At 39.0% G+C, this 12,880-nt stretch carries 16 protein-coding genes; all 16 read left to right on the forward strand.

The features are described 5' to 3' along the window. Positions 1 to 12 precede the first annotated feature (12 nt). The 16 genes from M1D60_RS01320 (at position 13) to M1D60_RS01395 (ending at position 12,874) form a co-directional block, all read left to right on the forward strand. Positions 13 to 459, forward strand: a complete 447-nt coding sequence (locus M1D60_RS01320) for a GNAT family N-acetyltransferase (RefSeq protein WP_456277432.1) — start codon at positions 13 to 15, stop codon at positions 457 to 459. 173 nt (positions 460 to 632) lie between these two features. After that, a complete protein-coding gene (locus tag M1D60_RS01325; RefSeq protein ID WP_456277433.1) occupies positions 633 to 1,679 on the forward strand; it encodes an L-threonylcarbamoyladenylate synthase in 1,047 nt (348 codons plus the stop codon). Positions 1,680 to 1,745: 66 nt separating this feature from the next. Beyond that, positions 1,746 to 2,300, forward strand: coding sequence for a manganese efflux pump MntP (locus M1D60_RS01330; protein ID WP_456277434.1), 555 nt, complete (start codon positions 1,746 to 1,748; stop codon positions 2,298 to 2,300). Positions 2,301 to 2,333: 33 nt separating this feature from the next. Further along, positions 2,334 to 2,771 carry a low molecular weight protein arginine phosphatase gene (locus M1D60_RS01335; protein WP_456277435.1) on the forward strand — a complete coding sequence of 146 codons (438 nt, stop codon included), beginning with the start codon at positions 2,334 to 2,336 and terminating at the stop codon, positions 2,769 to 2,771. A gap of 93 nt (positions 2,772 to 2,864) precedes the next feature. Beyond that, on the forward strand, positions 2,865 to 3,317 hold the full coding sequence (gene rpiB / locus M1D60_RS01340; RefSeq protein ID WP_456277436.1) for a ribose 5-phosphate isomerase B: 453 nt from the start codon (positions 2,865 to 2,867) through the stop codon (positions 3,315 to 3,317). A 9-nt stretch (positions 3,318 to 3,326) separates the two neighbouring features. Then, the gene (locus M1D60_RS01345; RefSeq protein ID WP_456277437.1) at positions 3,327 to 3,899 is read left to right on the forward strand and encodes a TIGR01440 family protein; all 573 of its coding nucleotides are present in this window, start codon (positions 3,327 to 3,329) and stop codon (positions 3,897 to 3,899) included. A gap of 319 nt (positions 3,900 to 4,218) precedes the next feature. Then, positions 4,219 to 5,028 carry a DUF1189 domain-containing protein gene (locus tag M1D60_RS01350; RefSeq protein ID WP_456277438.1) on the forward strand — a complete coding sequence of 270 codons (810 nt, stop codon included), beginning with the start codon at positions 4,219 to 4,221 and terminating at the stop codon, positions 5,026 to 5,028. Positions 5,029 to 5,139: 111 nt separating this feature from the next. Next, positions 5,140 to 6,381, forward strand: coding sequence for a serine hydroxymethyltransferase (locus M1D60_RS01355; protein ID WP_456277439.1), 1,242 nt, complete (start codon positions 5,140 to 5,142; stop codon positions 6,379 to 6,381). 267 nt (positions 6,382 to 6,648) lie between these two features. Next, a complete protein-coding gene (gene upp / locus M1D60_RS01360; RefSeq protein ID WP_456277440.1) occupies positions 6,649 to 7,278 on the forward strand; it encodes a uracil phosphoribosyltransferase in 630 nt (209 codons plus the stop codon). Between the two features lie 105 nt (positions 7,279 to 7,383). Then, positions 7,384 to 9,639 (forward strand): S8 family serine peptidase, encoded by a 2,256-nt coding sequence (locus tag M1D60_RS01365; protein WP_456277441.1) that lies wholly within the window; start codon positions 7,384 to 7,386, stop codon positions 9,637 to 9,639. 392 nt (positions 9,640 to 10,031) lie between these two features. Then, a complete protein-coding gene (locus M1D60_RS01370; RefSeq protein WP_456277442.1) occupies positions 10,032 to 10,253 on the forward strand; it encodes an AtpZ/AtpI family protein in 222 nt (73 codons plus the stop codon). A gap of 4 nt (positions 10,254 to 10,257) precedes the next feature. Next, complete coding sequence (locus M1D60_RS01375; protein WP_456277443.1) at positions 10,258 to 10,641, forward strand: ATP synthase subunit I; 384 nt, start codon at positions 10,258 to 10,260, stop codon at positions 10,639 to 10,641. 7 nt (positions 10,642 to 10,648) lie between these two features. Next, positions 10,649 to 11,389 (forward strand): F0F1 ATP synthase subunit A, encoded by a 741-nt coding sequence (gene atpB / locus M1D60_RS01380; RefSeq protein ID WP_456277444.1) that lies wholly within the window; start codon positions 10,649 to 10,651, stop codon positions 11,387 to 11,389. Positions 11,390 to 11,441: 52 nt separating this feature from the next. Continuing rightward, positions 11,442 to 11,654: a F0F1 ATP synthase subunit C gene (atpE, locus tag M1D60_RS01385; protein ID WP_163180386.1), complete on the forward strand. Its 213-nt coding sequence runs from the start codon at positions 11,442 to 11,444 to the stop codon at positions 11,652 to 11,654. A gap of 150 nt (positions 11,655 to 11,804) precedes the next feature. Continuing rightward, entirely contained in the window at positions 11,805 to 12,338 is a 534-nt protein-coding gene (gene atpF / locus M1D60_RS01390; RefSeq protein WP_456277445.1) for a F0F1 ATP synthase subunit B, read from the forward strand. After that, complete coding sequence (locus M1D60_RS01395) at positions 12,335 to 12,874, forward strand: F0F1 ATP synthase subunit delta (protein ID WP_456277446.1); 540 nt, start codon at positions 12,335 to 12,337, stop codon at positions 12,872 to 12,874. The genes atpF and M1D60_RS01395 overlap by 4 nt, the downstream gene beginning before the upstream one ends. Positions 12,875 to 12,880 lie beyond the last annotated feature (6 nt).

Consider the following 12,880-nt stretch of genomic DNA (forward strand, 5'->3'; position numbering starts at 1 on the left):
GGGGGAATTGAAATGACGACGACTATTATCCGTACTGCAGAACCAAAGGATTTAGGAGAAATGATGTCCTTTCTTGGACAAGCTCAAGTAAGCACAAAGGGTCTAGCAGAACAGATTGATCATTTCATTGTAATGGAAGATTTAGATGGGAACTTATTAGGGACATTAGGCATTCAAAGGGTGGAGCAGGAGGGGTTACTCAGATCTCTCGTTATTTCACCAAAGGCGGAACAGACAACAATTTTAGACATGTTTCAGCAAATCCTAAAGCTAGCAAAGGAAAAAGAATTAAAGAGGCTATACTTAGCGACAAATAAAATCGTTTCGATTGAGTTTTTTACCTTATTAGGCTTTAAGCAAAAGGACAAGCTAGAGCTTCCAAACTATATAGTGGAAACAGAGCATCTACAAGAAACATTACATCTTGATGAAACAGTCATTATGGAATTTGTGATTTAAGATTTCCACAAACTTATCAACAGGATAGAGAAGTTATCCACAAAAATGTGGATAACTTCTCTTTTTATGTGTATAAACTACCTACTTTTCCATAAAAAACATCACATTGTTTATAATTTTGCTCAATTATGATTTAATAGTTTCATCAACTGTTCGTATTAGAGGTGTTTTTAATGAAAACGAAGAAATGGGTTGTGGATATGGAGGAGGAGTTATCCACATCTTATCCACATATACAGGAAGCAGCCCAATTATTAATAAAAAATGAGGTTGTTGCTTTTCCAACTGAAACGGTTTACGGACTAGGTGGGAATGCAAAATCGACAGAAGCTGTTACTAAAATTTTTGAAGCGAAAGGAAGACCTAGTGATAACCCGTTAATTGTCCACATCGCGGATCAGCACCAGCTGCAAGAGTTAGTGACAGAAGTTCCGGCAGTTGCACTGAAGCTGATGAACGAATTTTGGCCTGGACCGTTAACGTTCATTCTACCTGCAAAAGAGGATGCTGTTTCAGAACGAGTGACAGCTGGCTTATCCACAGTTGCTATTAGAATGCCGGATCACCCGGTTGCACTAGCGATTCTAAAGGCATCGGGACTTCCGTTAGCGGCTCCTAGTGCAAATCTATCGGGGAAACCAAGTCCAACTTCAGCAGAGCATGTGTGGAATGATCTGAACGGAAGAATTGCTGGGCTTGTTGATGGAGGAATCACAGGGGTGGGTGTTGAGTCGACGGTGCTTGATTGTACCGAGAAAATCCCTGTTATTTTAAGGCCTGGTGGCATTACGAAGGAGCAGATTGAAGAGGTAGTTGGGGAAGTTGCGCTAGACCTTGCTTTAACAAAGAAAGATTCCAGTCCGAAATCACCTGGAATGAAATATACGCACTATGCTCCGAATGCTCCCTTGTTTATTGTAAAAGGAAGCCAGGCTTTTATTCAGGGGCTTGTATATGAAGAAATGAACCAAGGTAAAAAAGTAGGAGTTTTAGCAACGGATGAAACAGTAGAATTGTACAAAGCAGATGTAGTTCTATCCTGTGGATTAAGAGAAGACTTATCCACAGTAGCCAATCGTCTTTATGATACTTTACGTAAATTTGACGAGGAACCTATTGATCTTATTTACAGTGAGGCGTTTCAGACAACTGGTATTGGTGAAGCGATTATGAATCGATTAGAAAAAGCGGCCGGACATCAATTTATTACGGAAAAATAAATTCTTCTATTTTTCCTTGGACTTGCATAAGTTGAATTAGCAAGTCCAAGGAGGTCGAATACAGATATGTCAGCTATACCCGGAGAAGTTCTTACTTTGTTTATTATGGCATTTGCACTAGGAATGGACGCCTTTTCTGTTGGGCTTGGGATGGGATTAATTCCTCTTCGATTAAAACAGATTTTTTACATAGGAATCACAATTGGTATTTTTCATATGTGGATGCCGTTAATTGGAATTCTGATTGGTGATTTTCTCTCTCATCAATTTGGAAATATTGCATCTATCGTTGGGGGCGTCTTATTACTTTTACTTGGCATTCAAATGATTATTTCGTCCTTTAAAAAGGATGATGAGCCAATGATTACGCCAAAAGGGTTTGGATTAATTATATTTGCACTTAGTGTAAGTCTAGATAGCTTTTCGGTTGGTCTGAGTTTGGGGATTTATAAGGTATCTCCTATTGTAGCCATTTTAATGTTTGGTTTGGTCAGTATGGTGCTAACCTGGGCTGGACTTTTGTTAGGTCGAAGAGTACAGGAATGGCTGGGTTCATATGGTGAAGCACTTGGAGGGAGTATTTTATTTGCATTTGGTATTAAACTATTATTACCTTTATAGGTAGATTGGTGTTAGGAAGGGGAACTTTGTTTTATGAACCTTTTATTTGTATGTACGGGAAACACATGTAGAAGCCCGATGGCTGAAGCGATTGCGAAGCATCTTTCAGAGGGCATTCATATAAAATCAGCGGGTGTGTTTGCGGCTGATGGACAACCAGCCTCAACCCATACAGCCCAGGCTCTTTTGGAGAAAGGGATTCCGGTTCAGCATTCCTCACAGCTTTTAACAAGTGAGTTAGTCGATTGGGCTACTTATATTTTCACGATGACCCATTCGCATAAAGATCTTATTTTACGGCAGTTTCCTGAGGCTTTGCCTAAAATATATACGATTAAGGAATTTAGCCATAATCAGCCTGGAGATGTGATTGATCCTTACGGAGGCCCACTAGAAATATATCGTGAAACCTATAAGGAGCTAGATGTATGTGTAAAGGCTTTGCTGAAGGAGCTTGAGCAAAATCGTTGAACATAATAGCGTAGCTAATTTGGAAAGAAAATTGAAAAAGAACCAGTTACCATATAGTATAAAAGGTAGAATGATATCAAATGAGGTGTAGAAATGAAAGTGGCAATTGCATCAGATCATGGTGGATTAATGATTCGTGAAGAAATTAAAAGGCTTCTGGAGGAAATGAATGTTTCCTATGTTGATTTAGGCTGTGAATGTGGCACTTCTGTCGACTATCCGGACTATGCTTTACCAGTGGCGGAAATGGTAGCAAAAGGTGAAGTTGATCGCGGAATATTAATATGTGGAACGGGTATTGGTATGAGTATTGCGGCCAATAAGGTGAAGGGTATTAGATGTGCATTAGTTCATGACATGTTCAGTGCGAAGGCTACTAGGGAGCACAATGATAGCAATATTTTAGCGATGGGTGAACGGGTAATTGGACCAGGTCTTGCTCGTGAAATTGCAAAAATATGGCTAACGACTGAGTATGAAGGTGGAAGACATGCCAATCGTGTTGAGAAAATTACAAGCTATGAAAATACAGCTCAAGTGAAATAGGGTGTACACATGAAACTAGAACTTGAACAGTTAAAGCTCGAGCTTCAAGAGATACTTGTAGATTTTAAAAATCAAGCCTCTCTAATAGAAAATAAAGTAATCATCATTGGTTGTAGTACAAGTGAAGTGATTGGAGAGCGAATTGGTACAGCGGGAACAGAAGAGGTAGCTGGGTTAATTTTTGAAGAGCTTTCTTCGCTTGCAAAATCAACTAAAACTCATCTAGCGTTTCAAGCCTGTGAGCATATTAACCGCGCGATTGTGGTCGAAAGAGAGACTGCGAATAGACTCTCACTAGAAGAGGTTACGGTGATTCCAGTTAGAAAAGCAGGAGGGGCAATGGCAACGTATGCGTTTCAGCATTTTATTGACCCTGTTGTAGTAGAGTTCATAAAAGCAGATGCTGGAATAGATATCGGGGATACCTTTATTGGTATGCATCTAAAGCATGTCGCAGTTCCAATCCGGGCAAGAATTAAACACCTGGGTCATGCACATGTAACAATGGCAACCACGAGACCTAAATTAATTGGTGGTGTCAGAGCCGTATATACAAAAGAAGATAGTAATCTCTCCTGCTAACTGGAGGTGATTACTTTTTTTATTGCTAAAATTATACAATTTGCTGTTATAATAAAATATGGCTGTTTTCGCATACTTTGTTGGAATTTTTACAAAGAATGCATTTATATTAGGTCCGTTGATTTCCGCTGCAGTCACTCGCTTTCCGCGGGGAGGGATGTGAGCCTCCTCGGCTTTGCCTGCGGGGTCTCACACTTCCCTCTATCTCCCGCAGGAGTCGAGTGTCTTCCGCTCCAATCAACTCAATGTTTTAACAAAGCTATTCAATTAGCAACAATCTTTACGAATAGAGCTTAAAATAAAAAATAGTGAGGTAAATATGGTGAAAACAAAGCAATCATTCTTTCGTAAGTTTAAACATGCCGTAATGAAGCCAAATGAATACCCGAGCATGGTGCAAGAAGGTGTTAAAAGATCCATTCTTTATTTATTATTATTAGCGTTAACGTTAGGTGTAATTAGCGGTGTCTATCATGCTGTAAGTGCTGCCGTTTCATACAATTCATTCCTAGGTAATCTTGAAGAAAATGTACCTTATTTTGCATTAGAAAATGGAGAATTAACGGTAGAAGGTGATGAGCCAATTATCTTCGAGGAAGATGGGGCTAGTGAAATCTTTATCATTGATGACACAGGTGAATATACAGCGGACAACGTTGAGTCGCTTTTAGAGGAATATTCAATGGTGGTTCTAGTGACAAAGGATTCTTTCATAATGGTTGATGGTTTTGAAACAACAGAGTTTCCTTTTTCCGATTTAGCTGACATTTATGTTGATAAAGATATGATTCTTAATTTCCTCCCTTATTTATCATGGGTACTCGTTTTAGTAGGATTTGGGATTGTGTTCTGGTTCTTTGTAAGTAAGTTAATCATGGGCTTCTTATATGCGTTATTCGGATTAATTGCTTCAAAGGTTATGAAGAAGCGATATAGCTATGGACAACTGTATAGCATGGGTCTGTACGGAATCACTGTACCAACGATCATTGCCATCATTTTATCCATGTTAGGTTATAGTTTGCCATGGATTGTATATGTGGCAATCTTGATGGTGTATTACGTACTGGCTCTTCGCTCTACTCCTGATCAGGTTGAGGAAACTACAGTCGATGATTCAGATTGGTAAAAAACCGAACGATTATTATTATCCTATAATTAATAATTCGTCTTTTATCCATATTAGAAAGATGTTAAAATGATAGGGGTATTGCCGTTATATATAAAAGGGGGATGGACCATGAGTACGTTACGTAATCAGGATCAACTAGTATTTGAAGCAATTGAAGCTGAACGGAAAAGACAGCAAGACAAGATTGAGTTAATCGCATCAGAAAACTTTGTAAGTCAAGCTGTTATGGAAGCGCAAGGCTCAGTCATGACAAATAAATACGCTGAGGGTTACCCTAGCCGTCGTTATTACGGTGGTTGTGAGCATGTTGATGTTGTGGAAAATCTAGCACGAGACAGAGCAAAGGAATTATTTGGTGCTGAACATGCGAATGTCCAACCTCACTCTGGCGCGCAAGCCAATATGGCGGTTTATTTTACAATTTTACAAACAGGAGATACTGTTTTAGGGATGAATCTTTCGCATGGTGGTCATTTAACACATGGTAGCCATGTTAACTTTAGTGGAATTCAATATAACTTCGTAGAATATGGTGTGGATGAAGTGACACATCGTATTAATTATGAGGATGTTTTAGAGAAAGCGAAGGAACACAAACCGAAGCTGATTGTAGCGGGTGCGAGTGCTTATCCGAGAGAGCTAGATTTCCAGAAATTTAGAGAGATTGCAGATGAGGTTGGTGCCTATTTAATGGTGGATATGGCGCATATTGCAGGGTTAGTAGCTGCAGGTCTTCATCCAAATCCGGTGCCATATGCGGACTTTGTTACCACCACTACACATAAAACATTAAGAGGCCCTCGTGGTGGAATGATTTTATGTAAGGAAGAGTTTGCAAAGCAAATCGATAAGTCGGTGTTCCCGGGTATTCAAGGTGGGCCACTTATGCATGTTATTGCTGCGAAAGCTGTTGCTTTTGGTGAAGCACTTCAGGATGATTTTAAAGTATATGCAAAGAATATTATCGAGAACGCAGCACGCTTATCGGATGCTTTGAAAAAAGAGGGATTAACGATTGTTTCAGATGGTACTGACAATCACCTTTTATTAGTGGATGTTCGTTCTCTTGAGATTACAGGGAAAGTAGCGGAAAAGGTCCTGGATGAAGTAGGGGTAACCGTTAATAAAAATACAATTCCTTTTGACCCAGCAAGTCCATTTGTTACAAGTGGGGTTCGTATCGGAACTGCGGCGGTGACGTCTAGAGGGTTCGGACCTGATGAAATGGATGAAATTGCGGCAATCATTGCACTTACTCTTCGTAATCCAGAAGATGAAGAAGTGTTACAAGAAGCAGCTAAGAGAGTATTGGCTTTAACTGAGAGATTTCCTTTATATACAAACGTATAATACATTCAAGAGGGTGATAGATCATATATGATTTATCACCCTTTTTTTCACCAATCTATTTAATGTGGAAGAAAATCAAGTGAAAAAGAGATACTAAGGAGACTTGCTCTAAGATAGCTTTTTCTGTAAAATCAATGAAGGTTGTGAGAAAAAAGAATAATCGTGCCGTTTGAGGGAGGACAAGCTAAATAAGCGAGCATCCTTGAACAAGGCACCAATGTAAAAAAACAGAGAATACATAATAATAAAATAGGGAGCTGATAGGAAATGAGTAAAGTCTATGTATTTGATCATCCGTTGATTCAACATAAATTATCATATATCCGAGACAAAAGAACAGGAACGAAGGAATTTCGTGAGTTAGTCGATGAGGTTGCAGGCCTAATGGCGTTTGAAATTACTCGTGACCTACCATTAGAAGAGGTTGAAATTGAGACTCCAGTTGCGATTGCAAAATCAAAAATGCTAGCGGGTAAAAAACTAGGCTTAATACCGATTCTCCGTGCGGGACTTGGAATGGTGGATGGAATTCTGAAGTTAATACCAGCAGCGAAGGTTGGTCATGTTGGGTTGTATCGTGATCCTGAAACGCTTCAGCCTGTTGAGTATTACATAAAGTTACCAAGTGATGTAGAAGAAAGAGATTTCATTGTGCTAGACCCAATGCTTGCAACAGGTGGCTCTGCTGTAGAAGCGATTAATTCTTTAAAAAAGCGCGGCGCTAAAAATATTAAACTCATGTGTATCATTGCAGCACCTGAGGGAGTTGAACTCGTTAAAGAAGCGCATCCAGATGTAGATATATATTTAGCGGCAATGGATGAAAAGCTAAACGATCACGGCTATATCGTCCCAGGACTAGGTGACGCAGGAGACCGTTTATTCGGAACAAAATAATTTAACACAGTAAAGGAGTGGGGGCCTGTCCCCCACTCCTTTACTGTGTTAAAGAGGGAATGGAACCTGGATATGTGGTACAACCTATGGAATGAGGTGGGATAGATGCGTAGAATTGTCAAAGTATTGTATGTAACTTCATTGCTATTATGTCTATTTGTACCGACGAGCTGGTCCGGAGCGAGCTCTGTCTTCACTTATCCAGAGCGTCCACCTGTATCGATTGATCATAGTGAAGATGTTGAGTCGGTGATTATCTTAACAGAGACGTTACAAAAAGACAGTGTTATTTCAAAAATAAAAAAAGAGTTTCCTTCCATTACTATAACTACTGTTTTTGATACCGCTTTTGATGGGATTTCACTGACTGGGAAGAAGGAACAAATTGATCAGGTTTCCGAACTGGTTGGAGTTAATCAAGTATTTCCGAATCACACCTATCAGGCAACCATTGAAAAAAGTGTGCCCTATATCGGGGCAGAGAATATTAGAAGCTACCTTGATGTAGAAAACCATCGTTTAACAGGTGAAGGAATCAAGGTTGGGATTATTGATACGGGTGTTGATTATTCACATCCTGACTTAAGAAGGAACTTTAAAGGTGGTTTTGATTTAGTCGACCAAGACAAGGATCCAATGGAGACTAAAGCCTCGCAAGGAATGCCGACGATGCATGGAACTCATGTTGCAGGTATTATTGCAGCAGATGGGAAAATCCATGGAGTTGCTCCAAAAGCAGAGATTATTGCTTACCGGGCACTTGGTCCTGGTGGGATGGGAACATCAGAGCAAGTTATTGCAGCCATTGAAAAAGCGATAAAAGATAAGGTAGACGTAATCAATTTGTCGCTTGGTAATAATGTCAACGGACCTGATTGGCCCACGAGTCTTGCCTTAAATAAGGCGGTTGAAAATGGAATTGTGGCGGTAACCTCGAGTGGAAACTCTGGTCCTGAGATGTGGACGGTGGGCTCACCAGGGACTGCCTCAAAAGCAATCTCTGTTGGTGCTTCCACCCCTCCAATTCAAGTACCTTATCTAGCATTTGGAGCAACAGGAAAACAAATCGAGCTAACTCCTATGCAAGGTGCATTGCCTTGGGATTTTCATAGAGAGGTAAAGCTTGTTGAAGGGGGCTTGGGTAATCCAGAAGAGATCCCAAGTAGTGTAAAAGGAAATATTGCCTTAATAGAAAGGGGAGTCATTCCTTTCACTGAAAAAGTGTTTAATGCTTTAGAAAAAGGGGCTATTGGTGCTGTAATCTACAACAATGTAAAAGGAAGCTTTGCTGGAGGCTTGGAAATGGAATTTGCCATACCAGTTGTTTCGGTTTCCAAAGAAGATGGTGACTATATAAAGAAAGAGCTAAAAGAAACTCCGTACATTCATACCCAGTATAAAAAGATTGAAGATAGTATGGCCGACTTTAGCTCAAGAGGGCCGGTTACGTATACATGGGATGTAAAGCCAGATGTAGTAGCACCTGGAGTTGCGATTAATAGTACAATTCCAAATGGGTATATAGCCTTGCAAGGGACAAGTATGGCAGCGCCTCATGTAGCAGGAGCTGCAGCCCTGATCAAGCAAGCGCATCCTGATTGGAGCCCTGAACAAATAAAGGCTTCCCTTATGAATACGGCTAAAAGGTTAACAGAAAAGGGGATACATTATGAACCAATCGTTCAAGGTGCAGGTAGAATTCAGATTGATCAAGCAGTCAAAGCAAAGACCTTAATCTATCCTAGCTCCTTTTCATTTGGTATGTTTCATAATGAAGATTCTCGAACAGAAAAAAAAGTGACAATAACAGTTGATAACCAAAGCTCTAAGGAAAAGGAATATCACTTTGAACAACCTATGTTCGAAAACGGAATACAATGGCATCTGCCAAAAAGCTTTACATTAGGTCCAAGCGAGAAACGGGAAATAACCATATCCGCGGATCTCACACCATCTGTGATTAAGGAAGGGATTTATTCTAAATGGTTAACGATCTTTGATGATGGGGATCCGATTCACCTTCCATATTTATTTGTAGTCGAAGAGCCGGATTATCCGCGTATTATGGGCTTTCAATTTGGACCAGGTGACTCACCAGACACATTTACGTATGAAGCCTATTTACCAGGTGGGGCAGATGAGTTTGGAATTGCTTTATACGACCCGGACACCTTTAGATTTATAAAGTACCTAGATTACTCTAAAAACTTATCAAGAGGTTTATATAAAAAGAACCTTTCAAAGGATCAAATAGGAGTAAGTGGTACATTTAAGGGATTAATTTTTGTTAAATACAAAGGTAAAGAAGATACCATTGAGACGATGATTAATATTGATGATGTATTTGTAGGGAATAAATAAGAGTTTTATAATGAGGGAAGAGTTGTGTAGAGTAAGGGAGAGAGAGACAACAAACGATTATTGGACTTGCTGGAAAACAGTTTGAAAAGGGCACCTCACTTTGCAATAGCAACGAGGAAAACGCACACCTGAAAAACAATGCGAATAACAAGTTGATCAGAGTAGTTTATTGAAAAAGTCTCAATAAAAAACAAATAAAAAAATGTGAACATTTTGTAAACAGAAAAAATGGGTATATAACTTTTTAGTGGGAACACATTGACATTGACAATACCCTATTGTATGCTTACAAAGGGTATGATGATAAGGGTTACAAACCGGTGATATCAATGTTTTTTACAACTTTCTTAAGATGAAAAATAACAATGTTATTGCCGAAGGAGTGCGTTACTATGCACAAGAATGACCGGCGTCCAATTCAAGCTATGGCATTGTATGGAGCCATCCTTTCACAACTTGTGGGTTCTATCTTAGTAGGGATTTTTCTTGGAAGATGGTTAGATCAATCGATCGGGACGTTCCCTCTTTTCTTAGTCATTGGCCTTCTGATTGGATTAGCGACAGGTATATATTCTATGTTGCGTCTAGTCCGACATTTTTTTTCAGGGGAATGAGAACATGGCTGATATTAAAGACATCTTCGTACGGCATAAGAAATACATACTTTTCTTGCTGGCAGCCTATGTACTCGCTTGGGGATTTACTCCTTATCAAACCTTCTTTCTGGGATTGATTTTTGGTACAACCTTAAGTCTCTATAATTTATGGCTCATGGTTCGAAAGATTGAACGATTTGGACAAGCGATTGCTGAAGGAAAACGCGTATCGTCAATTGGAACATTTACGAGATTGGCCTCAGGAGCCCTAGTTGTTTTGATTTCTCTCCGCTATCCAGAGTATATTCACATAGCTGGAGCAATTTTGGGATTAATGACAAGTTACATTGTTATTATGATAGATATTATAATCCAATTCTTTTTAAATGGCAGGGAAAAGAGGTGAACACACATTGGGTCATTCAACTCCTACTGTAGAATTTTTAGGGCTAGTATTTAGTTGGTCCAACATTATGATGACCAGTATTACTGCTGCTATTGTGTTTATCATCGCTATTATGGCTACTCGATCATTATCTTTATACCCAACCGGAGTGCAAAATTTCATAGAATGGGTTATGGATTTTGTTAAGAATATTATTAATAGCACGATGGATTGGAACACAGGTGGAAGATTCCTAACCTTAGGGATGACAATTCTCATGTATGTATTCGTAGCTAACATGATTGGACTACCATTTGCAATTATTGATAAAACATCACATGAGTTATGGTGGAAGTCACCAACAGCAGATCCGATCATTACGCTTACTTTAGCGGTTATGGTTGTTGCTTTATCTCATTTCTATGGAATAAAGCTAAAAGGGGCGAAGGAATATGGTAAAGATTATTTTAGACCGATGCCATTTTTATTCCCTCTAAAGATTATTGAAGAATTCTCAAATACGCTAACGTTAGGTCTGCGTCTTTATGGGAACATTTTTGCTGGGGAAATATTACTAGGGCTACTTGCTGGTATGGCTGTAGCAGGATTTGAAACTGGTATTTTCTCAGGGATTATAGGTTCGGTTGCTGCCTTTATCCCAATGATGATATGGCAAGCATTTAGTATCTTTATTGGAGCAATCCAAGCATTTATCTTTACTATGTTAACGATGGTCTATATGGCACACAAAGTGAGTCATGACCATTAAAATAAATTTATTTAAATAATACATTTTTTATATTACTAAGGAGGAATTATTAATGGGTGCATTAGCAGCAGCGATAGCTATTGGTTTAGCAGCATTAGGTGCAGGTTTTGGTAACGGGATGATCGTAAGTAAGACAGTTGAAGGGATTGCTCGTCAACCTGAGTTACGTGCTCCACTTCAAACTACAATGTTTATCGGGGTAGCGTTAGTTGAGGCGATTCCAATCATCGCGGTAGTAGTAGCGTTCATGGTAATGGGACAATAATAATCATTTGAACATATATAAAGTTCAATAGTGGCGAAGTCGTCTCTACTAGAGAATCTTCGCCATTCCTTTATGTAAAACAGTAAAAGATTTAGTTTTTATATAATAAACAAGCTGAAAACATCGAACTCTTCGAAAGGAGTGAACAATGTGCCGTTCAATTTCGATATATTCATTTTAGCTGCTGAAGCAGGCCCGTTTAAATTAAACACGGGAGATATTATATTCCAGCTTTTGGTATTCTTAGTATTATTAGCTCTTTTACGTAAATTCGCTTTTGGTCCTTTAATGGGCATTATGAAGGAACGTGAAGGTAGAATTGCTAACGAAATTCAATCAGCGGAACAAAATAATGCAGACGCTAAAAAACTAGTTGAAGAACAGCGAGAAATGTTAAAACAATCTCGTCAAGAAGCACAAGAATTAATTGAAAATGCTAAGAAACTTGGTGAAGAGCAAAAGAATAGTATTGTTCTAGAAGCTCGTAACGAAGCTACTCGAATTAAAGATTCAGCAGTAAAAGAAATTGCCCAAGAAAAAGATCAAGCGATTGCTGCTTTACGTGAGCAAGTTGCTTCATTATCAGTTCTAATTGCTTCTAAAGTTATTGAAAAAGAACTTAACGAGCAAGACCAACAAAAACTAATAAACGACTACATTCAAGACATTGGAGAAGCACGATGAGTAATGGCAGAGTAGCAAAGCGCTATGCAACCGCTCTTTTTCAAGTGGCGAATGAACAGGGTATATTAGAACAAGTTGAAAATGAACTGAACACAGTTAAGTCTGTATTCGAAGGCAATAAAGAGCTAACATCTGTCTTAAATCATCCAAAAGTTACTAGGGTGACAAAGAAAGCATTGATTAAAGAAAGCTTTAAAGACATGTCAGCTCCTGTATTAAATGTTTTACTTATTCTAGTTGATCGTGATCGTCAAGTTGTGATTCCTGAAGTTGCTGAATTCTTTATTGAAGAAGCAAACAATGCAAGAGGAATTGCAGATGCGAAGGTTTACACAGTAAGAGCGTTAACTGAAGATGAAAAATCTACGTTATCGCAAGCTTTTGCTAAAAAGTTTGGCAAAACATCACTTAGAATTCAAAACATTGTTGATCCAAAAGTATTAGGCGGAGTGAAGCTTCGTGTTGGTAACCGTATATATGATGGAAGTGTTAGCAGTAAATTAGCTCGTGTAGAACGAGAGTTATTGAACAAGTAGATAGGG

The sequence above is a fragment of the Bacillus sp. AK128 genome, assembly GCF_053903075.1.

What these genes read in the sequence shown, in the direction of transcription:
- M1D60_RS01320 (WP_456277432.1), top strand. Translation starts at nt 13, where the DNA reads ATGACGACGACTATTATCCGTACTGCAGAACCAAAGGATTTAGGAGAA.
- M1D60_RS01325 (WP_456277433.1), top strand. Translation starts at nt 633, where the DNA reads ATGAAAACGAAGAAATGGGTTGTGGATATGGAGGAGGAGTTATCCACA.
- M1D60_RS01330 (WP_456277434.1), top strand. Translation starts at nt 1,746, where the DNA reads ATGTCAGCTATACCCGGAGAAGTTCTTACTTTGTTTATTATGGCATTT.
- M1D60_RS01335 (WP_456277435.1), top strand. Translation starts at nt 2,334, where the DNA reads ATGAACCTTTTATTTGTATGTACGGGAAACACATGTAGAAGCCCGATG.
- rpiB (WP_456277436.1), top strand. Translation starts at nt 2,865, where the DNA reads ATGAAAGTGGCAATTGCATCAGATCATGGTGGATTAATGATTCGTGAA.
- M1D60_RS01345 (WP_456277437.1), top strand. Translation starts at nt 3,327, where the DNA reads ATGAAACTAGAACTTGAACAGTTAAAGCTCGAGCTTCAAGAGATACTT.
- M1D60_RS01350 (WP_456277438.1), top strand. Translation starts at nt 4,219, where the DNA reads ATGGTGAAAACAAAGCAATCATTCTTTCGTAAGTTTAAACATGCCGTA.
- M1D60_RS01355 (WP_456277439.1), top strand. Translation starts at nt 5,140, where the DNA reads ATGAGTACGTTACGTAATCAGGATCAACTAGTATTTGAAGCAATTGAA.
- upp (WP_456277440.1), top strand. Translation starts at nt 6,649, where the DNA reads ATGAGTAAAGTCTATGTATTTGATCATCCGTTGATTCAACATAAATTA.
- M1D60_RS01365 (WP_456277441.1), top strand. Translation starts at nt 7,384, where the DNA reads ATGCGTAGAATTGTCAAAGTATTGTATGTAACTTCATTGCTATTATGT.
- M1D60_RS01370 (WP_456277442.1), top strand. Translation starts at nt 10,032, where the DNA reads ATGCACAAGAATGACCGGCGTCCAATTCAAGCTATGGCATTGTATGGA.
- M1D60_RS01375 (WP_456277443.1), top strand. Translation starts at nt 10,258, where the DNA reads ATGGCTGATATTAAAGACATCTTCGTACGGCATAAGAAATACATACTT.
- atpE (WP_163180386.1), top strand. Translation starts at nt 11,442, where the DNA reads ATGGGTGCATTAGCAGCAGCGATAGCTATTGGTTTAGCAGCATTAGGT.
- M1D60_RS01395 (WP_456277446.1), top strand. Translation starts at nt 12,335, where the DNA reads ATGAGTAATGGCAGAGTAGCAAAGCGCTATGCAACCGCTCTTTTTCAA.